The sequence below is a fragment of the Kitasatospora sp. NPDC052868 genome, from assembly GCF_044547105.1.
Taxonomy (GTDB): Bacteria; Actinomycetota; Actinomycetes; order Streptomycetales; family Streptomycetaceae; genus Kitasatospora.
Genome location: NZ_JBITZW010000001.1, coordinates 20,004 through 44,806 on the forward strand (window position 1 = coordinate 20,004; position 24,803 = coordinate 44,806).

Annotated in this window: 22 protein-coding genes and 3 tRNA genes; 20 read left to right on the forward strand and 5 right to left on the reverse strand. The window is 73.3% G+C overall.

Features of this window, described 5'->3' with window-relative positions:
• Positions 1 to 182 precede the first annotated feature (182 nt).
• From rplU to obgE, 3 genes are all read left to right on the forward strand, one after another.
• Complete coding sequence (rplU, locus tag ACIGZJ_RS00070) at positions 183 to 500, forward strand: 50S ribosomal protein L21 (protein ID WP_396455118.1); 318 nt, start codon at positions 183 to 185, stop codon at positions 498 to 500.
• Between the two features lie 12 nt (positions 501 to 512).
• Positions 513 to 770: a 50S ribosomal protein L27 gene (gene rpmA / locus ACIGZJ_RS00075; RefSeq protein WP_396455120.1), complete on the forward strand. Its 258-nt coding sequence runs from the start codon at positions 513 to 515 to the stop codon at positions 768 to 770.
• Positions 771 to 869: 99 nt separating this feature from the next.
• A complete protein-coding gene (gene obgE / locus ACIGZJ_RS00080) occupies positions 870 to 2,345 on the forward strand; it encodes a GTPase ObgE (protein ID WP_396455122.1) in 1,476 nt (491 codons plus the stop codon).
• Between the two features lie 67 nt (positions 2,346 to 2,412).
• On the opposite strand, the gene ACIGZJ_RS00085 is transcribed toward obgE, so the two are convergent.
• Positions 2,413 to 3,246 (reverse strand): hypothetical protein, encoded by an 834-nt coding sequence (locus ACIGZJ_RS00085; RefSeq protein ID WP_396455124.1) that lies wholly within the window; start codon positions 3,244 to 3,246, stop codon positions 2,413 to 2,415.
• A 317-nt stretch (positions 3,247 to 3,563) separates the two neighbouring features.
• Between ACIGZJ_RS00085 and proB the strand changes: the two genes are divergently transcribed.
• The 5 genes from proB (at position 3,564) to ACIGZJ_RS00110 (ending at position 8,705) form a co-directional block, all read left to right on the forward strand.
• Positions 3,564 to 4,700, forward strand: coding sequence for a glutamate 5-kinase (proB, locus tag ACIGZJ_RS00090; protein ID WP_396455126.1), 1,137 nt, complete (start codon positions 3,564 to 3,566; stop codon positions 4,698 to 4,700).
• A 176-nt stretch (positions 4,701 to 4,876) separates the two neighbouring features.
• Positions 4,877 to 5,401, forward strand: a complete 525-nt coding sequence (locus tag ACIGZJ_RS00095) for a hypothetical protein (RefSeq protein ID WP_396455128.1) — start codon at positions 4,877 to 4,879, stop codon at positions 5,399 to 5,401.
• Between the two features lie 105 nt (positions 5,402 to 5,506).
• Entirely contained in the window at positions 5,507 to 6,829 is a 1,323-nt protein-coding gene (locus ACIGZJ_RS00100) for a glutamate-5-semialdehyde dehydrogenase (RefSeq protein ID WP_396455129.1), read from the forward strand.
• 89 nt (positions 6,830 to 6,918) lie between these two features.
• Complete coding sequence (locus tag ACIGZJ_RS00105; RefSeq protein WP_392926988.1) at positions 6,919 to 7,509, forward strand: hypothetical protein; 591 nt, start codon at positions 6,919 to 6,921, stop codon at positions 7,507 to 7,509.
• A 134-nt stretch (positions 7,510 to 7,643) separates the two neighbouring features.
• Positions 7,644 to 8,705, forward strand: a complete 1,062-nt coding sequence (locus ACIGZJ_RS00110; protein WP_396455132.1) for a hypothetical protein — start codon at positions 7,644 to 7,646, stop codon at positions 8,703 to 8,705.
• Here ACIGZJ_RS00110 and ACIGZJ_RS00115 read toward each other — a convergent pair.
• The 3 genes from ACIGZJ_RS00115 to ACIGZJ_RS00125 form a co-directional block, all read right to left on the reverse strand.
• The gene (locus ACIGZJ_RS00115; protein WP_396455134.1) at positions 8,702 to 10,411 is read right to left on the reverse strand and encodes a sensor histidine kinase; all 1,710 of its coding nucleotides are present in this window, start codon (positions 10,409 to 10,411) and stop codon (positions 8,702 to 8,704) included. The genes ACIGZJ_RS00110 and ACIGZJ_RS00115 overlap by 4 nt on opposite strands.
• Positions 10,401 to 11,078 (reverse strand): response regulator transcription factor, encoded by a 678-nt coding sequence (locus tag ACIGZJ_RS00120; protein ID WP_396455136.1) that lies wholly within the window; start codon positions 11,076 to 11,078, stop codon positions 10,401 to 10,403. Before ACIGZJ_RS00120 ends, ACIGZJ_RS00115 begins: the two co-directional genes overlap by 11 nt.
• Positions 11,079 to 11,312: 234 nt before the next feature.
• Complete coding sequence (locus ACIGZJ_RS00125) at positions 11,313 to 12,377, reverse strand: M48 family metallopeptidase (RefSeq protein ID WP_396455138.1); 1,065 nt, start codon at positions 12,375 to 12,377, stop codon at positions 11,313 to 11,315.
• Between the two features lie 303 nt (positions 12,378 to 12,680).
• On the opposite strand from ACIGZJ_RS00125, the gene ACIGZJ_RS00130 reads away from it, so the two are divergent.
• The 8 genes from ACIGZJ_RS00130 (at position 12,681) to ACIGZJ_RS00165 (ending at position 17,251) form a co-directional block, all read left to right on the forward strand.
• Positions 12,681 to 12,827 (forward strand): hypothetical protein, encoded by a 147-nt coding sequence (locus ACIGZJ_RS00130; RefSeq protein WP_392926998.1) that lies wholly within the window; start codon positions 12,681 to 12,683, stop codon positions 12,825 to 12,827.
• A 143-nt stretch (positions 12,828 to 12,970) separates the two neighbouring features.
• Positions 12,971 to 13,129 (forward strand): hypothetical protein, encoded by a 159-nt coding sequence (locus tag ACIGZJ_RS00135; protein WP_238741139.1) that lies wholly within the window; start codon positions 12,971 to 12,973, stop codon positions 13,127 to 13,129.
• A 123-nt stretch (positions 13,130 to 13,252) separates the two neighbouring features.
• Complete coding sequence (gene nadD / locus ACIGZJ_RS00140) at positions 13,253 to 13,885, forward strand: nicotinate-nucleotide adenylyltransferase (protein ID WP_396455141.1); 633 nt, start codon at positions 13,253 to 13,255, stop codon at positions 13,883 to 13,885.
• Positions 13,886 to 13,904: 19 nt separating this feature from the next.
• Positions 13,905 to 15,680, forward strand: a complete 1,776-nt coding sequence (locus ACIGZJ_RS00145; RefSeq protein ID WP_396455143.1) for a LytR C-terminal domain-containing protein — start codon at positions 13,905 to 13,907, stop codon at positions 15,678 to 15,680.
• Positions 15,681 to 15,833: 153 nt separating this feature from the next.
• A complete protein-coding gene (gene rsfS / locus ACIGZJ_RS00150; RefSeq protein ID WP_396455145.1) occupies positions 15,834 to 16,307 on the forward strand; it encodes a ribosome silencing factor in 474 nt (157 codons plus the stop codon).
• A complete protein-coding gene (locus ACIGZJ_RS00155) occupies positions 16,304 to 16,951 on the forward strand; it encodes a histidine phosphatase family protein (protein WP_392928277.1) in 648 nt (215 codons plus the stop codon). Before rsfS ends, ACIGZJ_RS00155 begins: the two co-directional genes overlap by 4 nt.
• 117 nt (positions 16,952 to 17,068) lie before the next feature.
• Positions 17,069 to 17,141: transfer RNA gene (locus ACIGZJ_RS00160), tRNA-Ala, on the forward strand.
• A gap of 37 nt (positions 17,142 to 17,178) precedes the next feature.
• Positions 17,179 to 17,251 (forward strand) — tRNA-Ala (locus ACIGZJ_RS00165).
• A gap of 73 nt (positions 17,252 to 17,324) precedes the next feature.
• On the opposite strand, the gene ACIGZJ_RS00170 is transcribed toward ACIGZJ_RS00165, so the two are convergent.
• Positions 17,325 to 18,242, reverse strand: coding sequence for a helix-turn-helix transcriptional regulator (locus ACIGZJ_RS00170; protein WP_396455147.1), 918 nt, complete (start codon positions 18,240 to 18,242; stop codon positions 17,325 to 17,327).
• Between the two features lie 101 nt (positions 18,243 to 18,343).
• On the opposite strand from ACIGZJ_RS00170, the gene ACIGZJ_RS00175 reads away from it, so the two are divergent.
• The 4 genes from ACIGZJ_RS00175 (at position 18,344) to leuS (ending at position 24,620) form a co-directional block, all read left to right on the forward strand.
• Positions 18,344 to 19,783: an MFS transporter gene (locus ACIGZJ_RS00175; RefSeq protein WP_396455149.1), complete on the forward strand. Its 1,440-nt coding sequence runs from the start codon at positions 18,344 to 18,346 to the stop codon at positions 19,781 to 19,783.
• Positions 19,784 to 19,950: 167 nt separating this feature from the next.
• Positions 19,951 to 20,023: transfer RNA gene (locus tag ACIGZJ_RS00180), tRNA-Ala, on the forward strand.
• Positions 20,024 to 20,182: 159 nt separating this feature from the next.
• A complete protein-coding gene (locus ACIGZJ_RS00185; RefSeq protein WP_396455151.1) occupies positions 20,183 to 21,499 on the forward strand; it encodes a hypothetical protein in 1,317 nt (438 codons plus the stop codon).
• Between the two features lie 223 nt (positions 21,500 to 21,722).
• The gene (gene leuS / locus ACIGZJ_RS00190) at positions 21,723 to 24,620 is read left to right on the forward strand and encodes a leucine--tRNA ligase (protein ID WP_396455153.1); all 2,898 of its coding nucleotides are present in this window, start codon (positions 21,723 to 21,725) and stop codon (positions 24,618 to 24,620) included.
• Positions 24,621 to 24,803: the final 183 nt, after the last annotated feature.

Consider the following 24,803-nt stretch of genomic DNA (forward strand, 5'->3'; position numbering starts at 1 on the left):
GTCCGGTTTGCCCCTTCGGCGGCCGGTCCGTATTCTTGACCCTCGGCGTGTCTACGCCACGCTTCCGAGCACATCACCTCCCGAGCCCTTCGGTTTCCGAAGAGCGCAGGGGGAGGCCCCTGTGTCCGTACCCAGGTGGCTGGCATCGGGAGTTTCGACCGAGTTAGGAAAGTAGGTACCGCATGTACGCGATCGTTCGCGCAGGCGGCCGCCAGCACAAGGTCGCCGTCGGCGACGTGCTGGAGATCGACCGTATTGAGGCCAAGGCCGGTGACTCGGTCGAGTTCTCGACCATCCTGGTCGTCGACGGTGAGGCCGTCACCTCCGACCCCTGGGTGCTCGCCGGCGTGAAGGCTCACGCCGAGGTGGTCGACCAGACCAAGGGCGACAAGATCGTCATCCTGCGCTACAAGAACAAGACCGGTTACCGTCGCCGCCAGGGTCACCGCCAGCGCCACACCGCTGTGCGCATCACGAGCATCGACTCCGTCAGCAAGTAAGGGGATAGCGAGATGGCACACAAGAAGGGCGCAAGCTCTACCCGTAACGGCCGTGACTCGAACGCCCAGCGCCTCGGCGTGAAGCGCTTCGGCGGCCAGGTTGTCTCCGCCGGCGAGATCATCGTCCGCCAGCGCGGCACCCACTTCCACCCGGGTGCGGGCGTCGGTCGCGGTGGCGACGACACCCTGTTCGCGCTGACCGCCGGTGCGGTGCAGTTCGGCACCCGTCGCGGCCGCAAGGTCGTCAACATCGTGGCCGCAGAGGCCTGAGTCTGACAAGACTCACAATGAAGGGTGGGCCGGAATGTTCCGGTCCACCCTTCATGCTTTAGAGCAGGTCAACACTTTCTTCGCACTGGAGGCACACCCATGACCACCTTCGTGGACCGCGTCGAGCTGTACGTCGCCGCGGGTAACGGGGGCCACGGCTGCGCCTCCGTGCACCGGGAGAAGTTCAAGCCGCTCGGCGGGCCCGACGGCGGCAACGGCGGTGAGGGCGGCAGTGTCATCCTCACCGTGGACGCGCAGATCACCACCCTGATCGACTACCACCACTCGCCCAAGCGCAAGGCCACCAACGGCAAGCCCGGCGCGGGCGGCCACCGCACCGGCGCGGACGGCCACGACCTGGTGCTGTCGGTGCCGGACGGCACGGTCGTGCTGGACCGGCAGGGCAACGTGCTCGCCGACCTGGTCGGCCACGGCACCAGCTTCGTCGCCGCGGCCGGCGGCCGCGGCGGCCTGGGCAACGCGGCGCTGGCCTCGTCCCGCCGCAAGGCACCCGGCTTCGCGCTGCTCGGCGAGCCCGGCGAGTTCCGCGACATCGTCATGGAGCTCAAGTCCGTCGCCGACGTCGCCCTGGTGGGCTACCCGAGCGCCGGCAAGTCCTCGCTGATCTCGGTGCTCTCCGCCGCCAAGCCGAAGATCGCGGACTACCCGTTCACCACCCTGATCCCCAACCTCGGCGTGGTCACCGCCGGTGAGACGGTCTACACCGTCGCCGACGTGCCCGGTCTGATCCCGGGCGCCAGCCAGGGCCGCGGCCTGGGCCTGGAGTTCCTGCGGCACGTCGAGCGCTGCTCGGTGCTGGTGCACGTGCTGGACTGCGCCACCCTGGAGCCGGGCCGCGACCCGCTGACGGACCTGGAGACCATCGAGGCCGAGCTGGCCGAGTACGGCGGTCTGGAGGACCGGCCGCGCCTGGTCGCGCTCAACAAGATCGACGTGCCGGACGGCCAGGACATCGCCGACCTCACCCGGGAGTCGCTGGAGGAGCGCGGCTACCGCGTCTTCGAGGTGTCCGCCGCCTCCCGCAAGGGCCTGCGCGAGCTGAGCTTCGCGATGGCGCAGATCGTCTCCGAGGCGCGGGCCGCCAAGCCCGTCGAGGAGTCCACCCGGATCGTGCTGCGGCCCGTCGCCGTCGACGACGAGGGCTTCACCATCACCGAGGAGGACGGCGCCTTCCACATCCGCGGCATCAAGCCGGAGCGCTGGGTCCGCCAGACCGACTTCTCCAACGACGAGGCCGTCGGCTACCTGGCCGACCGGCTGGCCCGCCTCGGCGTCGAGGACAAGCTGTGGAAGGTCGGCGCCCACGAGGGCGACACCGTCATCATCGGCCCCGAGGAGAACGCCGTCGTCTTCGACTGGGAGCCGACCATGGCCGCCGGCGCCGAGATGCTCGGCCGCCGCGGTGAGGACCACCGCTTCGAGAACCCGCGCCCGGCGGTCGACCGCCGCCGTGACAAGCAGAAGGGCCGGGACGCCGCGGAGACGGAGTTCCTGGCCTTCGAGGCGCTGTCCAACGACCGTCAGGGCGCCATCGAGGGCGACGACGACGAGTAGGCCCGTACACCGCCGCGGCCCCCGCCACCCTTCCGGGTGGCGGGGGCCGCGGTCTTTTGGCGCGAGGTCACTTCGCCCAGGAGGCCTGGTACTTGGTCCGGTCGGTCGAGTCGGTGTAGGCGACCAGGCCGACCGCCTTGCCGGTGATGCTGACGATGTCGCAGCCCTTGGCCTCCATGCCCTTCGCGACGCCCTGGAACTTGGCGCTGGTGCACTTGGGGACCGGCTTCGCGGCGTCCTGCGAGAAGAAGCCCTGCTTGCCCTCCTGGTCGAACACCAGGAACTTGGAGTTCGGCGCGGTGAAGGAGAGCTTGGTGTCCCCGAGGTTCTTGATGGTGTAGCTGACGTACACCAGCGTGCGGCCGTCGAGGCCGGTCACGCTGTTGCCGGCGGCCTTCAGGTCCTCGATCGAGCCGATCTCGTAGCCGGTCACGGTGACTTCGAGCTTGGTGTTGATGTTCGAGGTCTTGTCGGCGAACTCGACGGTGGCCGGCTGGCCGACCTTGACCGCGTTGGCCGCCTTGGGCAGGGCGCCCGCCGCTCCGCCGGCCGCGGCGCCTCCGGCGGCCGCGCCGCCCGTCCCGGCACCGCCCGCGGCGGCGCCGGTGGCCCCGGCCGAGGGTGCGCCGGCGGCTCCGCCGGTCGCGCTGCCGCCCGCTGCGCCGGCGGCCCCGGCCGTGGCGGCGGGGGAGCCGGCCGCTCCTCCGGTGGCGGCCGCGCCGCCCGTGGCACCACCGGTGGCGGCCGCGCCGCCCGCCGGGGTGGTGGCCGCCGGAGCGCCGCCCGCCGCGCCGGCCGTGCCCCCGGCGGGGTCGGCGTTGTCCGGGCCGCAGGCGGCGAGCGAGAAGGCGGTGGCCGTCGCCAGGGCGGCGACGGTGAGCTTCATGGTGTTCGAACGCATCTGTGCGCTAACTCCTGGGCACGCGCCCGCGAACCGTTCCCGGCATGCCCGTGCGGTGCTGCCCGATCCAAAAGGGTTGGAGACATGGGTACAGCGGGCAAGAAGCCGTCCCCCGATCTGGCTTTCGGTCAGGGACCATACCAGCCATCCGGATTGTCGGCCGACCGCGGACGACCGGCCCCGGCCGCGGCCGTCCGGTGCCCGTCCAGCGGATGAAATGCGCTGCGGGCGGGACACGCCGATCGCGTAGATTGCGCAGGTAACGGCCGGGCCCGGTCCCGTCGTACCCGCACCACACCGGAAGGGCGTACAGCGAGATGAGCGAGGACTCACTGCGCGAGGAGGTGCTGACCGCACGGCGGATCGTCGTCAAGGTCGGCTCCTCCTCCCTCACCACCGCGTCCGGCGGCCTGGACGCCGACCGGGTGGACGCCCTGGTGGACGCGCTCGCCAAGGTGCGCGCTCGCGCGGACGCCCCCGAGGTGGTCCTGGTCTCCTCCGGCGCCATCGCGGCGGGCCTCGCCCCGCTCGGCCTGGACCGGCGGCCCAAGGACCTCGCCCGCCAGCAGGCCGCCGCCAGCGTCGGGCAGGGCCTGCTGGTCGCCCGCTACACCGCGTCCTTCGCCCGGTACGGGATCCGGGTCGGCCAGGTGCTGCTGACCGCCGAGGACGCCAGCCGCCGCGCGCACTACCGCAACGCCTACCGCACCCTGGACCAGCTGCTGGCGATGGGGGCGATGCCGATCGTCAACGAGAACGACACCGTCGCCACCGCCGAAATCAAGTTCGGTGACAACGACCGGCTCGCCGCGCTGGTCGCCCACCTGGTCCGGGCCGACCTGCTGGTGCTGCTCTCCGACGTGGACGGCCTCTACGACGGCGACCCGAGCCGCCCCGGCACCAGCCGGATCGCCGAGGTCGGCGGGCCGCACGACCTGGACGGCATCGAGATCGGCAGCGCGGGCAAGGCCGGCGTGGGCACCGGCGGCATGGTCACCAAGGTCGAGGCCGCCCGGATCGCCACCGGCGCGGGCATCCCGGTGGTGCTCACCGCCGCCAGCCACGCGGCCGACGCCCTGGCCGGCCGGTCCACCGGCACGCTGTTCCGGCGCACCGGCAGCCGCTCCTCCGACCGGCTGCTCTGGCTGGCCCACGCGAGCAGCCCGCGCGGAGCCCTGCACCTGGACGAGGGGGCCGTCGCGGCGGTCGTCTCCGGGGGCGCCTCATTGCTGCCCGCCGGGGTCACCCAGGTGGACGGAGAGTTCGCTGCGGGTGATCCGGTGGACCTTCTTGGCGAAAACGGCCACATCGTGGCGCGCGGACTGGTCAACTTTGATGCGAGGGAGTTGCCCCGCCTGCTCGGCCGGTCCACCCGTGACCTGGCCCAGGAGTTCGGCGCCGCGTACGAGCGCGAGGTCGTCCACCGGGACGACCTGGTCGTCCTGCGGGGCTGACCGGCCTGCACGGCCGACGGGCCGCTCCGCACGGGGCGGGGTGGGACCGGCCTCCCCGGCCCTCGGCAGGGCGGCGGCGCCGCCCCGACCGCGGGCGAGGAGGGGCGCAGCCGTACGCGCCGGGCCGGGGGGTTGACGCGGACGACGACACGACATCGCCGAACAGGAGGCCGCCGGTGGAACGCAGGCGCGAGGCAGCGCTGACCGGAGGAGCGGCGGGCCGCCGGCTGACCAGCATCGACGGCGGACGCGGTGACGGCGGCCCCGCCGGACCGGCCGGTCCGCCGCGGGAGCCCGGCACGGTCCGCGGGCTCGGCCCGGAGCGGCGGGACGAGGGGGAGCCGCCCGCGGCGCCCGAGCAGGCCCGGCTCTGGCACGTGGTGCTGAGCGTGGCCGGCAAGGTCACCCCGCTGTCCGCGCTGCGGGCCGGGCTGGAGCGGCTGGCGCACGACCACTCGTTCTTCCTGACCGCCCGCTACGCGGCCGACCACGCCGAGATCCGCTACTGGGAGCAGGCCCGGGACCTGCACGACGCGGCGGCGATCGCGCTGCGGCTGTGGGGCGAGCACAAGGTGACCGCGAGCCTGCCGCCGTGGGAGATCGTCGGGCTGGAGGTGGTCGACCGGGCGACGTACCACAAGCGGGTCGCCGAGGGCTTCGGCGATCCGCCGCCGCACCTGGGCGGGGTCCACCCGTACTGAGGCCGGCCGCGGGGGGACCGGGGGCCGGGTGTGCTTCGCCCGGGGCGTGTCTCACCGGGCGAAATGCCCGGCGGGCGGTGTCGGCCCAGTCGCTACCCTTGGCGCATGACCAGCGATCTCGCCACCGCCGACAGCCCCGTCCTCGCCGTAGCGCGCCGAGCCAGGGAGGCCGCCGCCGCGCTCGCCCCGCTGCCGCGCCGGGTGAAGGACGCCGCGCTGGTGGCGATCGCGGACGCCCTGGTGGCCCGCAGCGCCGAGATCACCGCGGCCAACGCCGAGGACGTCGCGCGCGCCCGCGCGGCCGGCACCGCCGAGTCCGTGGTCGACCGGCTCGCCCTCGACGACGAGCGGATCGCCGCGATCGCCTCCGACGTCCGCGACGTGGCGGGCCTGCCCGACCCGGTCGGCGAGGTGGTGCGCGGCTACACCCTGCCCAACGGCCTGGACGTGCGCCAGGTCCGGGTGCCGCTCGGCGTCGTCGGCATCATCTACGAGGCCCGGCCCAACGTCACCGCCGACGCCGCCGCGCTCTGCCTGAAGTCCGGCAACGCCGTGCTGCTGCGCGGTTCGGCCTCCGCCTACCGGTCCAACACCGCGCTGACCGAGGTGCTGCGCGACGCCGTCGCCTCGGTGGGCCTGCCCGCCGACGCCGTCCAGCTGGTCCCCGGCGAGAGCCGCGACTCGGTGACCGAGCTGATGCGCGCCCGCGGCCTGGTCGACGTGCTGATCCCGCGCGGCGGCGCCTCGCTGATCCGCGCGGTCGTCGAGGGTTCGACCGTCCCGGTGATCGAGACCGGTACCGGCAACTGCCACGTCTACGTGGACGCGCAGACCGACCTGGCGATGGCCGTCGGCATCCTGCTGAACTCCAAGGCGCAGCGGGTCAGCGTCTGCAACTCGGCGGAGACCCTGCTGGTCCACCAGGACGTCGCCCAGGCCTTCCTGCCGCTGGCGCTCGCCGCCCTGGCCGAGGCCGGGGTGACCGTGCACGGCGACGACGCGGTGCTCAAGGCCGCCGAGGGCTCGGCGGCCACCGTGGTGCCGGCCACCGAGGAGGACTGGGAGACCGAGTACCTCTCCTACGACCTGGCGGCCGCCGTGGTGCCCTCGCTGGAGGCCGCCGTGGAGCACATCCGCCGCTGGTCCTCCGGCCACACCGAGGCGATCGTCACCACCTCGCAGGCCGCCGCCCGCCGCTTCACCCAGCTGGTCGACGCGACCACGGTGGCCGTCAACGCCTCCACCCGGTTCACCGACGGCGGTGAGTTCGGCTTCGGAGCCGAGATCGGCATCTCCACCCAGAAGCTGCACGCCCGCGGCCCGATGGGCCTGCCCGAGCTGACCAGCACCAAGTACATCGTCACTGGTGACGGGCATGTCCGGGGCGAGGCGACGCAGACCGTGGGGGGTTCGGCGGCCACCGGTTGAGCCCGGCCGGCCGGTCCGACGTCACACGTGTGACGGACCAACTGCGAGGAGCCACAGACAAATCGCCCGCCCGGTAATACGCTGAATCCGTGGCTGAGGATGTGGGGGGCTTGCCGTACCCCGACGGCGCCGACCACGGTGGTGCGGACGACGAGTTCGCCACCGTGGTCTTCGATGAGGCCTTCGTGCGGTCCGCCGCCGTTCACGAGCCGACGGCCAAGGAGCGGCAGCTCGCCGCTGCCGAGGCCCGGTTCGAGTCGGACGCGGTGGGACCGGGCTGGGGGTATGACGTCTCCGCGGGCGACGGGCTGCCGCTGGAGCTGCGCCCGCACCCGAGCGGGCTCGACGACGACCATCTCTACCCTGATCCGTGGTCAGGGCCGGGCCGGACCTCCGGGCGCCGGTCGCGCCGCTGGGGCCGGGCGAGCGTCTACGACCCGGTCCGGGCCGGCCGCGGGCGCTACGTCGCCCAGCAGCGCTGGCACCGGCCGGTGGCCTGGGTGCTCGCCGTGATCATGGGCGTCAGCCTGGTCGCGGTGGCCGTCGCGGCGATCTACCAGGGTGTGGGCGGCACCGGGGGTGCCCCCCGGCGGCCCGAGTCCGGCAGCAGCAGTGCGGGGGTCGACCCGACGCCCCCGCCGGCCGAGCCGTCGCTCGTGGTCACCGCCCCGGCGGGCTGAGGCACTGATCCGCCCGGACCGGGCACCGGTCGGCCCCGCGGCGGCGGCCTGCCGCCGCCGCGGTTACCCGGCGTTCCCGGGAATCTCGGTGAACACCCTCGTGGCGGGGCGAGGGTGCGCCTTACCCTGGTGTTATGGGTGACCCGCGAGAACCTCCGGAGGGTGCGCCCGACGGTGGTTCCGGAAACGATGACGAATACCGGTCCGTCGTCTTCGACGAGTCGTTCGTCCGCGCTGCCCGCATCCAGGAGCTGTCCGCCAGCGAGCGGCTGAGCGGCTCCTTCGGCCGTGCCACCCGCCCGCGGGTGCGGCTCGGCCCGCTGGGCACCGTGCCCCGGCAGGCGCTCGCGCTGCTGATGCTGATCCTGGTGGCCTTCGGCGCCGCCGTGTACTTCGGGGTCAGCTCGCCCAACCGGCAGGCGGCCCGCCCCGAGGGAAGCCAACTGACCGTCAGCCTGGTGGCGCTGAGCCCCGCTTCCGCCGTTCGGCCGGCCGGCGATCCGGCCCACCCGTTCGCCGGTCTGCCACCCGGCTACAGCGATGGCGCGATCGGCCTCGGGACGCCCTCCGGGACGGCCACCGCGCACTTCAGCAGGGTCGAGGTGACCAAGGCCCTCGACACCGTGCAGCGCTACCTGGTGGCCTCCTCGCTGGCGCCCTCGACCCTGATCCAGGGGGCGACCGCCGAGGTGCGGTCCTTCGTCACCCCGGGGGAGCAGGCCCAGTTCGACGACAGCGTCACCCAGCCGGTCGACGACCGGCACCACGCGCTCACCGGCTGGCTGGTCCGCTTCGACCCGGCGCAGGTGGCGCTGGCGGCGGACAGCGTCAAGGTGGCCGGTGCGATGCGGATCGACGAGGCGGACGGCGGCACCCTGCAGATCACCACCGACCACACCTTCGTCTACGCGCTGAAGCCGGCCGGGGCCCCGAGCGGGGCGCCGGTCACCGTGGAGACCGTGCGGCGGCAGCTGACCTTCGAGTTCGACCGGGTGGACCTCGCCACCGCGCAGCTGCGCCTGGTGGACTCGGTGCTCCAGGCCGGGCCCGCGCCCTGCACCGTGTCGATGGCGGGCTTCCTCCAGCCGGTGCTGGCCGGCCCGGACGGCACCCCGCCGCCCGCCCCGCCCGCGGTCGACCCGGGCAACCACGCGCGGCCGGCCTGGCAGGTGTGCGGGGTGCTGGCGGGAGGCTAGGGCCGCTCTGCGGCGGCCGTGGCCTGTTCCGCGGCGGCCTTGCTCTCGGCCTCGGTCGGCTCGGGCCGCAGCGGCAGCCGGATGACGGCGTGGGCCCCGGTGAGCGGCGCGGGCGGATCGGTGAGGACGGCGCTGCCGCCGAGGCGGCGGGCGATCGAGCGGACCAGGGAGAGGCCGAGGCCGGCCCCGCCGGCGGCGCGGTCGCGTGCCTCGTCCAGCCGGACGAAGCGGTCGAAGACCCGCTCGCGGTCGGCCGGCGGGATACCGGGCCCGTCGTCGGTGACGGTGAGCACGGCCGAGCCCCCGTCGGCGGTGAGTGAGACCACGACCTCCGTACGGGCGTGGGCGACGGCGTTGTCGAGCAGGTTCCGCAGCAGCCGGGCGAGCAGCAGCTCGTCCGCCGCGATCAGGGCGGGCTCCAGGGCGGCGGCGGTGCAGCGCGGCCCGTCGGGGGCGAGATGGGCGCGCTCGGCGAGCTGCTCGGCGGCCAGGTCGGCGAGGTCGGTCAGCCTGGTCGCGGGCCGGGCCCGCCGACCGTCCCTGGCGGCCTCGTCGGCGGCCTCTCCGGCGGTCTCGTTGGTGGTGGCTTCGTCGGTGGCGGCGAGCAGCAGCAGGTCGTCGGTGAGCAGTTGCAGCCGCTCGGTGTCGGCGAGCGCGCTCCGGACCACCCGCGGCCAGTCGGCGTCCGCCGGGTGGGCCAGGGTGACCTCCAGCGAGCTGCGCAGTGCCGCGATCGGGCTGCGCAGCTCGTGCGAGGCGTCGCAGACCAGTCGGCGCTGCTCCCGGAGCGCGTGCTCCAGCTGCCCGAGCGTGGTGTTGGTGGTGGTCGCGAGCCGGGAGATCTCGTCACCGGAGGGCGGGACGGGCACCCGCTCGTGGAACGCCCCGGCGCCGATCCGCGCCATCCGCCGGCGGATCGTCTCGACCGGGCGCAGGGCCAGACCGGTGACCAGCCAGGCCACCAGCGCGGTGAAGAGGGTGGCGCCGGGCACCACGTAGCGGGCGAAGATGCCGGTGATCCGGTCGGCGGCCTGGTCGGCGGTGGTGGGGTTGACCAGCAGGTAGACGGTGACCCGCTGCTCCGGCAGGCCGGCGATGCCGGTGTACCGCTCCAGGGCCTGCGACGAGACCGGGTCGGTGACCCGCTTGATCAGGGTGACCGTCCGGCCGGCGAGGGTGGGACCGTTCTCCTCCAGGTGTGGCAGGGCCGTCCGGTCGGGCAGCCGGACCCGGATCCGTTCGGTGTGGCCGAGGCCGACGTCCTGGGCGAAGGGCGACAGGTCGGTGAAGGGCGCGGCGGGCGAGCCGGTGTACTCGTCGAGCAGGGTGCTGGCCCGGACCCAGCGCTCGTTGGGGAGGAAGACCCGGCCCTCGTCCGGGGGCCGCAGGGGGGAGGCCAGCCGGCCGTCCGCCAGGACCAGCAGGAAGGACTCCTGCATGTTCTCGCCCCAGCTCTGGGTGCCGGTGGGGATGTCGTGGGTGACCATGATGACGCTCGACTCGGCCCGCTTCCGTGCCAGCTCCGTCCACTGGTCGCGGACCTCGTCGCCGATCCAGGCGGTGGCGACGGCGAACGCGGCCAGTGAGGCCAGAGCGGCGCCGAGGGCGGCCCGCAGCCGGACGGACGGGCGGTGCCAGAGGCGGTGGAGCGGGCGCAGCGGGGGGTCGGCGGGTATCGGGCCGGGCGGGCGGGGGTCAGTGCGCATCGGGCACCAGCCGGTAGCCGGCGCCGCGCACCGTCTCGATTCCGCAGCGGGCGTCGGGGAGGTTCAACTTCCGTCGCAGCGCGGCGATGTAGACCTCGACGATATTGGCGTCACCCCGGTGGGACGGGTCCCAGACGGTGTCCTGGATGGCGGTCTTGGCGACCACCCGGCCCGGGTGCCGGGCCAGGCATTCGAGCACGGCGAACTCCTTTGCGGTGAGCCGGATCCGCCTCCCGCCGACGGTGCAGCGGCGGGCCGCGGGGTCGAGGAGGAGGTCTCCGGTGGTGAGGACGGCGGGTCGGGGCCCGGTGCCGCGGCGCAGCAGCGCGCGCAGCCGGGCGGTGAGCACGATGTACGAGAACGGTTTGCTCAGATAGTCGTCGGCGCCGCAGTCGAGGGACTCGGCCTCGTCGTACTCGCCGTTCTTCGCGGTGAGCATCAGAATCGGCACGAAGTTCTCGGTGCGGCGCAGTTCGCGGCAGATCGCGAAGCCGTTGAGGCCGGGCAGCATCAGGTCGAGCACGAGGGCTGAATAGGGCTCGGACTGGGCGAGTTCGAGTCCGCTTCGGCCGTCGAAGGCGAGGTCCACGGTGTAGCCCTCGGCGCTCAGGCCTTCGCTCAGGGAGTGCGCGAGGCTTTTTCCGTCCTCGACGATCAGCAGTCGCATGGCTGTTCAGCATAGGTGAATTCCCTTTTGCCGCAACGCCGTTGACCGGGTTGTCGGAGATATCCGAACTGAAGTAATCCTCAGCTTTCCCCGGTCTGCTTTCAGGTTCGCATTTCCCGGTGTTCCGTCGGGGGAATTCCGGGGCGGCCCCCGGACATGCCGACGGCCGGCGACCAGGAGGTCGCCGGCCGTCGCCAACGGGCTTTCCGGAGCGGGTTGTTCAGGAGTGGGGTGTCACTCCGCGTCGCGCGGGGCGTCGGGGCCGGAGCCGTTGCCGCGGGCGGCGCCCGCGAAGGTGTCGCGCAGCTTGCCGCCCACGGTGGCGGCGCCGCCGGCGACGTCGCGCAGCAGGCCCATCAGCGGGTCCTTGCTCTCCTTCACCGAGGTGCTGTAGTGGTCGGCGGCGGCCTTCCACTGCTCGCCGACCGAGGTGTCGGCGTCGTCGCCGCGGCGCGGGTAGGCGCCGGCCATGATCGAGCGGTACTCGTCGCCCTCCGCCCACTTCTTCAGCTGGGCGACCCGGACCACCGCGAACGGGTGGCTCTGCGGCAGCACCTGGAGGAGCTTCAGCACGCCGTCGCGAAGGTCCCCGGCCTTCTCGTACTCCTCGGCCTGCTCCAGGAAGGCGTCGACGTTCATCTCGGCGAGGTTGTGGCCGCCGGCGAGCTTCATCAGGGCCCGCATGGAGGCCTGGAGGTCCTGACCGGCGAGCAGTCCGGCGCGGTCGCTGGAGAGTTCGGCCTTGCGGAACCACTCCTTGAGCGCGGTGACCAGTGCCATGATCGCCAGGTTGCCGAGCGGTACCCAGGCGATCCGGGCGGCGATGTTGGTGAGGATGAGCAGCATCGTCCGGTAGACGGCGTGGCCGGACATCGCGTGGCCGACCTCGTGGCCGATGACCGAGCGCAGCTCCTCCTCGTCCAGCAGCTCGACCAGCCCGCTGGTGACCACGATGATCGGCGTGTCGATGCCGATGCAGTACGCGTTGACCGTCGGGTCCTGGCTGACGTAGAGGTCCGGGACCTTCTCCAGGTCGAGCACGTACGCGGCGTCGCGCACCATGTTGTGCAGCTCGGGGAACTGGCGCTCGGAGGTCTTGACGGCGGTGGCCAGGAACATCAGCCGGATCGAGCGCTCGGAGACCAGCCCGGCGAGCTTCTTCAGCACGTCGTCGAAGCCGGTCAGCTTGCGCAGCGCGACCAGGGCGGAGCGGTCGGCGGGGTGCTCCCAGGCCCGGGTGGAGATCTCCGGGAAGCGCTGGCGGCGCCGGCTCGGGGTCTTCTCGGTCGTGTCGGTCATCGTGTGAGTACCTCCTGGTCGAACGGCGGCCCCGGCATCGCTGGCCGGCCCCCGCTGGTCTTCGCCTGCAACGACTGTCTGTGCAACGTCCGCGGTTGCGTACTCGTCCCCGCGGGCCACCCTAGGTCCTGTCCTTCGGATGTCGCCGGTGGGCGACGTGACCCGAACGACAGGCCCTGAGCCGCGCCGGGCGTGGCGCAGGGGGCGGTGGGCGGCGCCGGTGTGAGACCGGTTTAGGCTGATTGCCCTGGAGAGCCGAGACCAGACCTGGCCGCGGTACCGAGCAGTCCGAGGAGTCCGCAGATGCCCACCGACGCCCTTGTCAGCCTGGCCGCCCCGATCTCGACGGAGAGCGGCCCGGGGATCTTCCTGCGGGTTGTCGTGGTCGGCTCCTTCGTGGGCGTCGGCCTGCTGGCGTGGATCCTGCTGCGGGCCGGTCGCAAGAGCTGAGCGGTCCGGCGGGGCCCCTTCACACCGGATCAGACGCGGTGGGCCGCCGAGCGGTTGCCGTGTCGGCACCCGTACGATGACAGGCGGGCCGCTGCCGGCCCGCACCCTGGTCCGTCCTCCGAGCCGAGAAGGTCCCGCCGACCATGAGCACTGCCGCCGCACTCCCCGTCCTGAACCTGCTCGCCTCCGAGGGCGAGGGGGGCAACCACGACAGCCTCAACCCGTACCTGACCGGTGGCGGCGCGCTGTTCATCCTGCTGCTGCTGCTCTACGTCACCACCCGCTTCAACCGCGACCGCTGAGCCCCGCGGAGGCGGCCAGGGGAGCGTCCGGCGAGCGCGCCGGCCGCTCCCTTCCGTGCGTCCGAAGCGGTCGAACACCGGGCGTTCCCGCACCGTAACGGGCGTCGCGTAAGGTGTGGCGGCATGGGAGAGCAGGCCGGGAATCCCGGCGGACCGGTACCGGCGAGGAAGCGCCTCGGCGTCATGGGCGGCACCTTCGACCCGATCCACCACGGGCACCTGGTCGCCGCCAGCGAGGTGGCGAGCGCGTTCCACCTCGACGAGGTGATCTTCGTGCCGACCGGGCAGCCGTGGCAGAAGAGCGACCGCCATGTGACCCCGGCCGAGGACCGCTACCTGATGACGGTCATCGCCACCGCGGAGAACCCGCAGTTCTCGGTCAGCCGGATCGACATCGACCGCGAGGGCCCGACGTACACCGTCGACACCCTGCGCGACCTGAGCGCGCAGCACCCGGACGCGGACCTCTTCTTCATCACCGGGGCCGACGCGCTGGCCCAGATCCTCTCCTGGCGGGACTCCGAGGAGCTTTTCTCGCTCGCGCACTTCATCGGGTGCACCCGCCCGGGGCACACTCTGACGGACGCCGGGCTTCCGGTGGGCGGGGTCTCCCTGGTGGAGGTCCCGGCGCTGGCCATCTCCTCCACGGACTGCCGCAACCGGGTCGCCAAGGGCGAGCCGGTCTGGTACCTCGTCCCGGACGGCGTGGTCCGCTACATCGACAAGCGGGCGCTCTACGCGCCGCACCGGACCTGATCCCCGAAGGGGCCGACGGATGAGCGATCGCAGGGGACAGCAGGACGACTGGTCCACGGGGCAGTACGAGCAGTACCCGCCCTACGAGCAGCAGTACGACCAGTACGGGCAGCCGGTCCAGCCGGTGCAGCAGCAGCCGTACCAGCAGCAGTACGACCAGTACGGGCAGGACCAGTACGGCGGCTACCAGGAGCAGCAGTACCAGCAGCAGGCGTACCGGCAACCCTACGAGCAGCAGCAGTACGACCAGTACGGCCAGCCCGTGCCGCAGCAGTACCAGCAGGGCGGGTACGGCTACCAGGAGCAGGGGTTCCAGCAGGCCTACGACCCGTACCAGCAGCAGCCGCAGCAGTACGCGGCCGCGCCGCAGCCGGTGGTGGCCGAGCCGGAGCCCGCACCCGCCCCGCCGGCGCCCGCGCCCGCACCGGTGCCGCCGCGTCCGCGTGCGCCCAGGCCCGCGGCCGAGGCGCCGGTCCGCCCGGAGCCGCCCTCGGAGCAGGTCGGCGGCAGCCGGGCCGCCCGGGGCGGGGCCGCCAAGGCGTCCGGGGAGGACTACCCGACGGGCGAGTTCACCTTCGTCGACGAGGAGGCGGAGGAGTCCGAGGACGTCATCGACTGGCTGAAGTTCGCCGAGTCCCGCAGCGAGGTGCGCGCCGAGCGCCGCCGCAAGCTGCGGACCAGGCTGATCGGCGCCGCCGCGGTGCTCGCCGTCGCGGCCGCCGGGGCCGGCGGCTACCTCTGGTTCACCGGTGACAAGCAGACCGCGGCGACCGCGGCCGGTCCGCGCCAGGTCAACGTGGTCCACCTGCGCGACCTGACGGGCAAGGTCTCCAGCGCGCTGCTGGTCAACGACTCCTCCGGGCACAAGGGCTCGGTGCTGCTGCTGCCCGACACCCTGAAGCTGCCCGGCCCGAACGACCCGCCGATCACCACCCTCGGGCAGGCGATGGACGCCATCGGCCCGTCCTCCACCCGGGAGGGCCTGGCCACCGTGCTGGGCGCGCCGGTGGCCGGCACCTGGCGGCTGGACACCCCGTACCTGGAACTGCTGGTCGCCCAGCTCGGCGGGGTCCGGGTGGACACCAACGCGGAGACCCGCGAGGGCGGCAAGCCGGACGGCAAGCCGCTCTCCGCCGCGGGCAAGAACACCCTGCTCAGCGGCAAGGCCGCGGTCGCCTACGCCACCCTCCAGGCGCCCGGTGAGACCCGGGACGCCCAGCTCGCGCGGTTCGGCCAGGTGATGGACGCCGTGGTGCGCACCATGCCGGTCGAGTTCAAGGACGCCAAGGACGACGTGCACCGGATGAACGCGGTGCTCGACCCCTCGCTGCCCGAGGACGCACTGGCCGGGGTGCTCACCCAGCTCGCCCAGCAGGCCAAGGACGGGCACCTGAGCACCACCGCGCTGCCGGTGAAGCCGGACGGCACCCTGGACGACGCCACGGCGGGCAAGCAGGTCAAGGAGGTGCTCGGCGGCACCCTGAAGGCCGCCACCGCGGGCGACGCGGCGGCCAGGGTCTCGATCCAGGACGGCAGCGGCAACGACCAGGCGGCCGCCGCGGCCCAGGTCCAGGTCGTGAACGCGGGCCTCACCTTCGTCCCCGGCGGGACGAAGACGGCCGCGCAGCCGACCAGTGAGATCCGCTACACCGACGACGCCCGGCAGGCCGCGGCGAAGTCGCTCGCGATCAGTCTCAACCTGCCGGAGACGGCGGCGAAGAAGGTCACCGACCCGCAGAACGCGGACCTGCTGGTCGTCCTGGGCAAGGACTACCAGCCTCCGAAGGCGCAGTGACCCGCACCGTGCGGTGACCGGCCGGTGGCCGGTCGCCCGCGGGCGGCCCCGGGAAAACGGTTCCGGGGCCGCCGCGGCGGCGTGAGATCCTGGAAGGCGATCCCCGGCCGAGCGCCGGGGGCGACCCCCAAGCCGCCGAGCCGGAAGAACATAGTGACCGCCACCGAGCACAGCCAGGAACTCATCACCGTCGCCGCCCAGGCGGCGGCCGACAAGCTGGCGCACAACATCATCGCGTTCGACGTCAGCGAGGTGCTGTCGATCACCGACGCCTTCCTGATCGCCTCCGCGAACAACGACCGCCAGGTGAAGTCGATCGCCGAGGAGATCGAGGACCAGCTGCGCGAGAAGCTGGACGTCAAGCCGGTCCGCCGCGAGGGCGAGCGCGACGGCCGCTGGATCCTGCTCGACTACCTGGACATCGTGGTGCACGTCCAGCACTCCGAGGAGCGCTCCTTCTACTCGCTGGACCGCCTCTGGAAGGACTGCCCCGAGCTCCCGCTGCCGGCCGACGCGCTGGCCACGCGCAACCGTCCCGAGGACGCGCACACCGACGCGGCCGGCAACGCCGTCGCCCCGGCCGAGGTGGCCCCGGCCGACGACTTCGGCGCCGAGGACTACAGCTGAGCCGGGACGCGCGGGGTCCGCGCATCGTCTTCTGGCGGCACGGCCAGACCTCCTGGAACCTCGAATCGCGCTTCCAGGGCAGCACCGACATCGAGCTGACCGGCCAGGGCGTCCTGCAGGCCCAGCGGGCGGCCAGGCTGCTCTCCGGCCTGCGCCCCGACCTGCTGGTGTCCTCGGACCTCAAGCGGGCCCGGCGCACCGCCGAGGAGCTGGCCCGGGTCACCGGTCTGGACGTGCAGCACCACGAGGGCCTGCGCGAGACCTACGCCGGATCCTGGCAGGGCCTGACCAACGCCGAGATCCGCGAGCGCTTCCCCGAGGAGTACGCGGCCTGGGCGCAGGGCGAGCCGGTCCGGCGCGGCGGCGGCGAGCTGTCCACCGAGGTGGCCGACCGCTCGGTGCCGGTGGTGCTGGAGGCGGTCGGCAAGCTGCCGGAGGACGGCACCCTGGTGGTCGTCAGCCACGGCGGGACCATCCGCACCATGCTCGGCCGGCTGCTCGGCATGGAGCCGGAGCTCTGGGAGTGCTTCGGCGGCCTGTCCAACTGCTGCTGGTCGGTGCTCGGCCGGGGCGCGCGCGGCTGGCGCCTGCTGGAGCACAACGCGGGCACGCTGCCGCAGCCGGTCATCGGCGACGACACCTGAGGTGCTGAGTGGTCTGCGGGGGCGGATTTCGCAGTTCCGGGCCTGACCAGCTAGAGTCTTCCTCGTTCGCACGGAGGAAACGCGGCCCGGAAGGGAAGCGGGAAATCCGGTGAGTGCGGGGCTGTAGCTCAGTTGGTAGAGCGCTTGCATGGCATGCAAGAGGTCCGGGGTTCAATTCCCCGTAGCTCCACTCCGCACCTGCGGTCCGCGAGGGCCGTGCGTGTTGCGGGGCTGTAGCTCAGTTGGTAGAGCGCTTGCATGGCATGCAAGAGGTCCGGGGTTCAATTCCCCGTAGCTCCACAACGGACGAGAAGGCCGTCACCCACCGGGTGGCGGCCTTCTCCGCTTTCCGGCGCGGCGCCGGGCCGCCGGGTCAGCCGCGGTGGTCGCAGTCGTTGGTCCAGCCGCCGGCGGGCAGGGCGGCCAGCCGCTCGATCCGCTCACGCTCCTCGGGACCCTCCGGGGTGTACACGACCACGTAGGTCTCGGGCACCCCCGGGATGGTCAGGTAGGACGCGTTCAACCGCAGCACCCCGACGACCGGGTGCCGGAAGACCCGCAGCGAGGTGCGCGGCGGTGCCACCTCCTGCCGGGCCCACAGCTCGCGGAACTCCTCGCTGCGCGCGGCCAGCTCCTGGACGTGCTTCTCCCAGGCCGGCTCACCGACGTGCTTGCCGTAGGCGGACCGCAGCACGGCGACCATCGTCGGCAGCGCATCGGCCCGGTTGAGGAACGGGTTGCAGCACGGCGGGGCGGTGACCGTGCACCAGATGCTGTTGAACTGCCAGTTGCCGGCCCTCGCCCGGCTCGCGGCGAACAGCGCCTCGTACCCCCGGTTGAACGCCAGCACGTCGAAGCGGGTGTTGGAGACCGCCGCCGGCAGCGGCATGAGCGCGTCCAGGATCAGCTGCGTGGACGGGTCCAGGAACGACGGGTCCGGCTGCTCCTGCGGGCTGGCGGAGACCCCGGCGAGCCGGAACAGGTGCTCCCGCTCGGTGGCGTCCAGCCGCAGCGCCCGGGCCACCGCCGTCAGCACCTGCTCGCTCGCGTTGATCGGCCGGCCCTGCTCCAGCCACGTGTACCAGGTCACCCCGACCCCGGCGAGCTGCGCCACCTCCTCGCGGCGCAGTCCGGGCGTGCGGCGGCGCAGGCCGGGCGGCAGGCCGACGTCCTCGGGTGCGACCCTGGCCCGGCAGGCCTTCAGGAACCCGGCCAGCTCGGTCCGGCGGCGGTCCGGTCGGCGCGGTCCGCGGGCGGTCGGAGCGGTCGGGGGTTCGTCCAGGACGGTCATGCCCTCATCGTGCCGCAGGGCGCGCCGGGCAGACAGGTGCTGCCAGTACCAGGATCACCAGGCTCTAACCACCAGTACCGGCTTTGGGTGAGGCTGGATCCATGACGGACACTCAGATCCGGCCGAGCGTGGCCGGTCGTACGAAGGGCGCCGCGGCAACCCGGCCCGGCCCGCTCCTCGCGCTCATCCTCGGCGGCCAGTTCATGGCCGTGCTCGACGCCTCCATCGTCAACGTCGCCGTCCCGACCATCCGGACCGACCTGCACGCCTCCGGTGCGGCCCTCCAACTGGTCATCGCCGGCTACACCATCGCGTACGCGGTCCTGCTGATCACCGGGTCCAGGCTCGGCGCCCGCTACGGGTACAGCAGGCTGTTCCAGCTCGGCCTGGCCGCGTTCACCGCCACCTCGCTGGCCTGCGGGCTCGCCCCGACCACCGGCTGGCTGATCGCCTTCCGGCTGCTCCAGGGCGCGGGGGCGGCCCTGATGGTGCCGCAGGTGATGAGCCTGGTGCAGCGCACCTTCACCGGCCAGGCCCGGGTGCGGGCGCTCGGCCTCTACTCGGCGGTGCTGGCGGGCGGCCTGGCGGTCGGCCAGGTGCTCGGCGGCGTGCTGGTCAGCGCGGACCTGTTCGGCGCGGGCTGGCGCCCGGTGTTCCTGGTCAACGTGCCGATCGGGCTGGCCCTGCTCGCGGCGGGGTCGCGACTGCTGCCGGCCCTGCCCGGCGACCGGAGCCGCGGCTTCGACGTCCCCGGCCTGGTGGTGCTCGGCGCCGCCCTCGGCCTGCTGGTGGTGCCGCTGGTGCTCGGCCGCGAGCTGGGCTGGCCCGGCTGGTGCTGGGCGATGGTCGCGGCCGGCGGGCTGCTGGCCGTCCTGTTCCTGCTGGTCGAGCGGCGGATCGCCGGACGCGGCGGGCAGCCGCTGATCGCCGGGCGGGTGCTGGCGGCCGCCGGACTGCGCCCGGCGGCCGGCGCGCTGTTCATGATCATGGCGGCGTTCGCCGGCTTCATGTTCGCCTTCGCGCTGCACCAGCAGTCCGGGCTCGGCTACAGCGCGCTGCGGGCCGGGCTGTGCTCCGCCCCGGTCGCGGTCGGCTTCGGCGTCGCCAGCCTGCACTGGCACCGGCTGCCCGGGCGGCTGCACGGCGTGCTGCCGGTCCTCGCCGGCTGCCTGCTCGCCCCCGGCTACCTGCTGCTCGGCGTGCTGCTGGGCGGCGGTGCGCAGATCGGGGCCGGGGGGCTGGTGCTGACGGCCGTGCTCGGGCTGGTGGCGGGCTGCGCCTACTCCCCGCTGTTCGCCCGCGCCCTCGGCCGGGTCGCCCCGGCGGACGCGGCGGACGCCAGCGGTGTGATGGTGACGGTCATCCAGCTCGGGCAGGTCGTCGGGGTCGCGCTGCTCGGCACGGTCTTCCTCGGCGAGGTCGACCTGCCGGCGACGCCCGGCGCCTCCGGGCACGCGCTGCAGGTCACCCTCGCGGTGATCGCCGGGGCGCTGGCGCTGGCCGCCGCGTTCGCCGTCCGCGTCCGGCGGGTGGCGGGGTAGGTGCGCGCCCCGGGGCCGGCCCGCAGCCGGGACGGGCCCCGGGACCGGTCCGGGCGGGCTCGCGGGCCCGCCCGGATACGGATTCGTGGAGCACCCCTTCGACCGTGTAAAGTAATCGATGTCGCCGAGGGAAACAGCAGGAAACCTTCGGAGGCACCGCAGGTCAAGGGGCTGTAGCTCAGTTGGTAGAGCGCTTGCATGGCATGCAAGAGGTCCGGGGTTCAATTCCCCGTAGCTCCACAGGAATCGAAGACCGTCTCCCAATCGGGAGGCGGTCTTCGGCGTTTTCTCGGCCCGGTGTCCGTGGGTGTTCGGCGCGTGTTCCGTGCGGCTTCGCGGGGTGCGCCGTTTTCCCCGGTGCGGCGGCGGCGCGGTCGGAGCGACCGCTACCGTCGTCGCATGGCCGATCTGGAGCGCAGGCGCAACGAGGAGCTGGCCCGGATACTGCACCGGCTCGGCTGGAACCCGGAGCGGCTGGCCCGCGAGGTCAACCTCACCCTCCCGCCGGGCCTCGCGATCAGCTCCACCGCCCCCTACAAGTGGCGCGACCGCGGCATGGTGCCGCGCAGCCCGCACGACCAGGCGGTCTGCGAGGTGCTCAGCCGCACCCTGGGCATCGCCGTCACCTACGAGCAGCTCTGGGGCCGGATGGGCGGCAACCGCGGCGCCAAGAGCCTCTCGCCCCGGCTGCTCGGCGACCCGTGGACGGCCGACACCGCGCAGACCGCGCTGCGGGACGCGGCCGCCGACGCCGGCCCGGTCCGCCTCACCGACCTGTTCCGCGGCGCCGACCTCGACCAGGCCGCCCGCCGGCTGGTGTCCCCGCCGCCGCCCGTCGGGGGCGGGGAGGGCGCCCTGCGGATCGACCCCGCCCTGGTGGGCGAGCTCGGGCTGGCCTACCAGAGCAAGCTGCGCCTGGAGCGGGCCTGCGGCGGCGGGCTCGTCCTCGGCCCGGCCCGGGCCGAACTGGCCATGGTCGCCAAGCTGCTGGAGCTCGGCGCGTACGACGAGGCGCTCGGGCGCGAGCTGTACGGCACCGCGAGCCGGCTGGCCCGGCTGGTCGGCTGGGCCGGCTACGACCTCGGCCACGAGGCGGTGGCCCAGCGGGCGTTCGCGGCCGCGCTGCGCGCCGCGCACGTCTGCGGCGACGCCCGGCTCGGGGTCGCCGTCGCCGGGTGCCTGGTGGTGATGGCCACCCACAGCCCCGGCGGGCGCGGACTGGACGCCATCGCGATGCTCGCCACCGCCCTGGAGGCGGCCGGACCGGCCCTGGGCGCGGCCGAGCGGGCGCTGCAGCTCGGCCGGATCGCCCGCGCGCACGGCCGCCGCGGCGAGGGCGAGGAGGCCGAGGCCGCCGCCGGGCAGGCCCTTGCGGCGCTGGCCGGCGGCCCGCCGGACGCCCCGGCGGACCCGGAGGTCGGGGCCGACCTCGCGGGCATGCTGGGCGAGGGGTACCTCCACCTCGGCGAGCTCGCCCGGGCCCGCGCCCTGCTGGCCGAGGCGGTGGCCGGACTCGGCCCCGGCCGGGCCCGGGCGAGGGTGCTGCTGATGGTCCGGCTGGCCGACGCCCACCGACGGGCCGGCGACCAGGGGGAGGCCGCCAGGACCGCCGACCGGGCACGGCTGCTGGCCGCGGGGATGCAGTCCGAGCGGGTCGCCCGGGCGCTGCGCGATTTCGACGCGGCCTCCCGGCTGGTATCGCCGGGAGAGGCCTGACCCCCTTGCGGTACCCTGAGCCCATGCGAACCGTGCGCCTGCTCCTTAGCCGGCCGCGCTGACCAGGACCGGCTGCGCCCCCAGGGCGGTGCCGGAGTCGGCGTGGCGTCCCCTCCTGCGAGGGGATTTTTTGTTTTCCGCCCGGGTTTCCCGCCCCGGCTGCCCGCCGAAGCCGGCCGAGTGCGCCGGTTCGCCAACCGACATCGATGGAGCCTGAAGGATCATGAGCGAGACGACCCCTGCCTCCGGCGCGGCCGAGGCCGCCACCGAGCCGTTCCGGTACAGCGCCACCCTGGCGGCGGAGATCGAGTCCCGCTGGCAGGACATCTGGGAGAAGGAGGGGACGTTCCACGCCCCCAACCCGGCCGGCGCCCTGGCCGACCCGGCCGCCGGTGACGTCGCCGCGAAGCCCCACAGCTTCATCATGGACATGTTCCCGTACCCCTCGGGCGCGGGCCTGCACGTCGGCCACCCGCTGGGCTACATCGCCACCGACGTCTACGCCCGCTACCAGCGGATGACCGGCCACAACGTGCTGCACACGCTGGGCTACGACGCGTTCGGCCTGCCCGCCGAGCAGTACGCGGTGCAGACCGGCACCCACCCGCGGGTCTCCACCGAGGCCAACATCGCCAACATGCGCCACCAGCTGCGCCGGCTGGGCCTGGGCCACGACCCCCGCCGCTCGATCTCCACGATCGACCCGGAGTACTACCGCTGGACCCAGTGGATCTTCCTGCAGATCTTCAACTCCTGGTACGACACCGAGGCCGGCCGGGCCCGCCCGATCGCCGAGCTGGTCGAGCGGTTCGAGTCCGGCGCGCAGCCGACCCCGGACGGCCGCGCCTGGTCGGCGCTGTCCGCCGCCGAGCGCGAGGACGTGCTGGGCGAGTACCGGCTGGCGTACTCCAAGGAGGTGCCGGTCAACTGGTGCCCGGGCCTGGGGACGGTGCTGGCCAACGAGGAGGTCACCGCGGACGGCCGCTCCGAGCGCGGCAACTTCCCGGTGTTCAAGTCGAACCTGCGCCAGTGGATGATGCGCATCACCGCCTACTCGGACCGCCTGATCTCCGACCTGGACCTGCTGGACTGGCCCGAGGCGATCAAGCTGCAGCAGCGCAACTGGATCGGCCGCAGCGAGGGCGCCCGGGTCGACTTCGCGGTCGGCTCCGACGAGAAGATCACCGTCTTCACCACCCGCCCCGACACCCTGTTCGGCGCCACCTACATGGTGCTGGCGCCCGAGCACGGCCTGGTCGACTCCATCGTCCCGGCGGCCTGGCCGGCCGGCACCCGCGAGGAGTGGACCGGCGGCGCCGCCACCCCCGCCGAGGCCGTCTCCGCGTACCGTGCGACCGCCGCCGCCAAGTCGGACGTCGAGCGCCAGGTCGAGGCCAAGGTCAAGACCGGTGTGTTCACCGGCGCGTACGCGACCAACCCGGTCAGCGGCGAGCCCGTCCCGGTGTTCATCGCCGACTACGTGCTGATGGGCTACGGCACCGGCGCCATCATGGCCGTCCCGGCCCACGACCACCGCGACTTCGCCTTCGCCCGGGCCTTCGAGCTGCCGATGCGCTGCGTGGTCGGCCCGACCGACGGCCGTGGCGAGGACCCGCACGGCTGGGACGACGCGTTCGACACCTACGACTCCGTCATCGTCAACTCGGCGCACGACGAGGGCACCGAGAACGGCATCTCGCTGGACGGCCTGAGCGTGGTCGACGCCAAGGCCGCCGTCACCGCCTGGCTGGCCGAGCACGGCATCGGCGAGGGCACCGTCAACTACCGCCTGCGCGACTGGCTGTTCAGCCGCCAGCGGTACTGGGGCGAGCCCTTCCCGATCGTCTACGACGAGGACGGCGTGATGCACGCGCTGCCCGAGTCGATGCTGCCGGTCGAGGTCCCCGAGGTGGACGACTACTCGCCGCACACCTACGACCCGTTCGACTCCACCTCCTCGCCGAAGACCCCGCTGTCCCGCAACGAGGACTGGGTCAACGTCGAGCTGGACCTGGGCGACGGCGTCAGGACGTACCGCCGCGAGACCAACACCATGCCCAACTGGGCGGGTTCGTGCTGGTACGAGCTGCGCTACATCGACCCGGCGAACGGCGCGCAGGTGGTCGACCCGGCCAACGAGCGGTACTGGCTGGGCCCGACGGCCGAGAAGCCGGCCGGCGGCGCGGACCTGTACGTCGGCGGCGCGGAGCACGCCGTGCTGCACCTGCTGTACGCCCGCTTCTGGCACAAGGTGCTGCACGACCTGGGCCACGTCTCCTCGGTCGAGCCGTTCCACAAGCTGTTCAACCAGGGCATGATCACCGCGGACGTGTACCGCGACGAGCGCGGCTTCCCGGTGCCCGCGGCCGAGGTCGAGGAGCGCGACGGCGGGTACTTCTGGGAGGGCGAGCCGGTCAAGCGCGAGGCCGGCAAGATGGGCAAGTCCCTGAAGAACGCCGTCGCCCCGGACGAGATCGCCGACGAGTACGGCGCCGACACGCTGCGCCTGTACGAGATGTCGATGGGCCCGCTGGACGTCTCGCGTCCGTGGGACACCCGTGCGGTGGTCGGGTCGTACCGCTTCCTGCAGCGGCTGTGGCGCAACATCGTCTCGGAGTCGACCGGCGAGCTGGTCGTCGTGGACGAGCCGGCCGACGAGCCGACCCTGCGGGCGCTGCACAAGGCGATCGACGGCATCCGCGGCGACATGGCCGGGCTGCGCTTCAACACGGCCGTCGCCAAGGCCATCGAGCTGAACAACTTCCTGGTGAAGCGGGGGTCGACGCCGCGCGAGGTGGCCGATCGGCTGGTGCTGATGGTCGCCCCGCTGGCCCCGCACATCGCCGAGGAGCTGTGGCGCCGGCTGGGCCACGGCGAGTCGCTGGCCCACACCGACTACCCGGTCGCCGACCCGGCGTACGTGGTGGACGAGGCGGTGACCTGCGTCGTGCAGATCAAGGGCAAGGTGAAGGCCCGGCTGGAGGTCTCGCCGTCGATCTCCGACGCCGAGCTGGAGGCGCTGGCCATGGCCGACCCGGCCGTGGTGGCCGCGATCGGTGACGCGCCGGTGCGCAAGGTGATCGCGCGGGCGCCGAAGCTGGTGAACATCGTCACGGGCTGACGGGCGGCTGTTCGGGGGCCGGGTGGCGTCGTCGTGGCGCCGCCCGGCCCCTGCCGTTTGGGCGGGGGTTCTGTGGTCGGACCGGGGTGGCCCCTGCGGTTGCGCCCGGTCTGCCCGGGGCAGGACTCTGGGTGAGAACCCCGATCTGTCCCTGATCTCCGGCGCCGGGGCCCCTTCGGCCTG

Coding starts and splice junctions, on each gene's coding strand:
- rplU (WP_396455118.1), top strand. CDS start 183: ATGTACGCGATCGTTCGCGCAGGCGGCCGCCAGCACAAGGTCGCCGTC.
- rpmA (WP_396455120.1), top strand. CDS start 513: ATGGCACACAAGAAGGGCGCAAGCTCTACCCGTAACGGCCGTGACTCG.
- obgE (WP_396455122.1), top strand. CDS start 870: ATGACCACCTTCGTGGACCGCGTCGAGCTGTACGTCGCCGCGGGTAAC.
- ACIGZJ_RS00085 (WP_396455124.1), bottom strand. CDS start 3,246: ATGCGTTCGAACACCATGAAGCTCACCGTCGCCGCCCTGGCGACGGCC.
- proB (WP_396455126.1), top strand. CDS start 3,564: ATGAGCGAGGACTCACTGCGCGAGGAGGTGCTGACCGCACGGCGGATC.
- ACIGZJ_RS00100 (WP_396455129.1), top strand. CDS start 5,507: ATGACCAGCGATCTCGCCACCGCCGACAGCCCCGTCCTCGCCGTAGCG.
- ACIGZJ_RS00110 (WP_396455132.1), top strand. CDS start 7,644: ATGGGTGACCCGCGAGAACCTCCGGAGGGTGCGCCCGACGGTGGTTCC.
- ACIGZJ_RS00115 (WP_396455134.1), bottom strand. CDS start 10,411: ATGCGCACTGACCCCCGCCCGCCCGGCCCGATACCCGCCGACCCCCCG.
- ACIGZJ_RS00120 (WP_396455136.1), bottom strand. CDS start 11,078: ATGCGACTGCTGATCGTCGAGGACGGAAAAAGCCTCGCGCACTCCCTG.
- ACIGZJ_RS00125 (WP_396455138.1), bottom strand. CDS start 12,377: ATGACCGACACGACCGAGAAGACCCCGAGCCGGCGCCGCCAGCGCTTC.
- ACIGZJ_RS00130 (WP_392926998.1), top strand. CDS start 12,681: ATGCCCACCGACGCCCTTGTCAGCCTGGCCGCCCCGATCTCGACGGAG.
- ACIGZJ_RS00135 (WP_238741139.1), top strand. CDS start 12,971: ATGAGCACTGCCGCCGCACTCCCCGTCCTGAACCTGCTCGCCTCCGAG.
- nadD (WP_396455141.1), top strand. CDS start 13,253: ATGGGAGAGCAGGCCGGGAATCCCGGCGGACCGGTACCGGCGAGGAAG.
- ACIGZJ_RS00145 (WP_396455143.1), top strand. CDS start 13,905: ATGAGCGATCGCAGGGGACAGCAGGACGACTGGTCCACGGGGCAGTAC.
- ACIGZJ_RS00170 (WP_396455147.1), bottom strand. CDS start 18,242: ATGACCGTCCTGGACGAACCCCCGACCGCTCCGACCGCCCGCGGACCG.
- ACIGZJ_RS00175 (WP_396455149.1), top strand. CDS start 18,344: ATGACGGACACTCAGATCCGGCCGAGCGTGGCCGGTCGTACGAAGGGC.
- ACIGZJ_RS00185 (WP_396455151.1), top strand. CDS start 20,183: ATGGCCGATCTGGAGCGCAGGCGCAACGAGGAGCTGGCCCGGATACTG.
- leuS (WP_396455153.1), top strand. CDS start 21,723: ATGAGCGAGACGACCCCTGCCTCCGGCGCGGCCGAGGCCGCCACCGAG.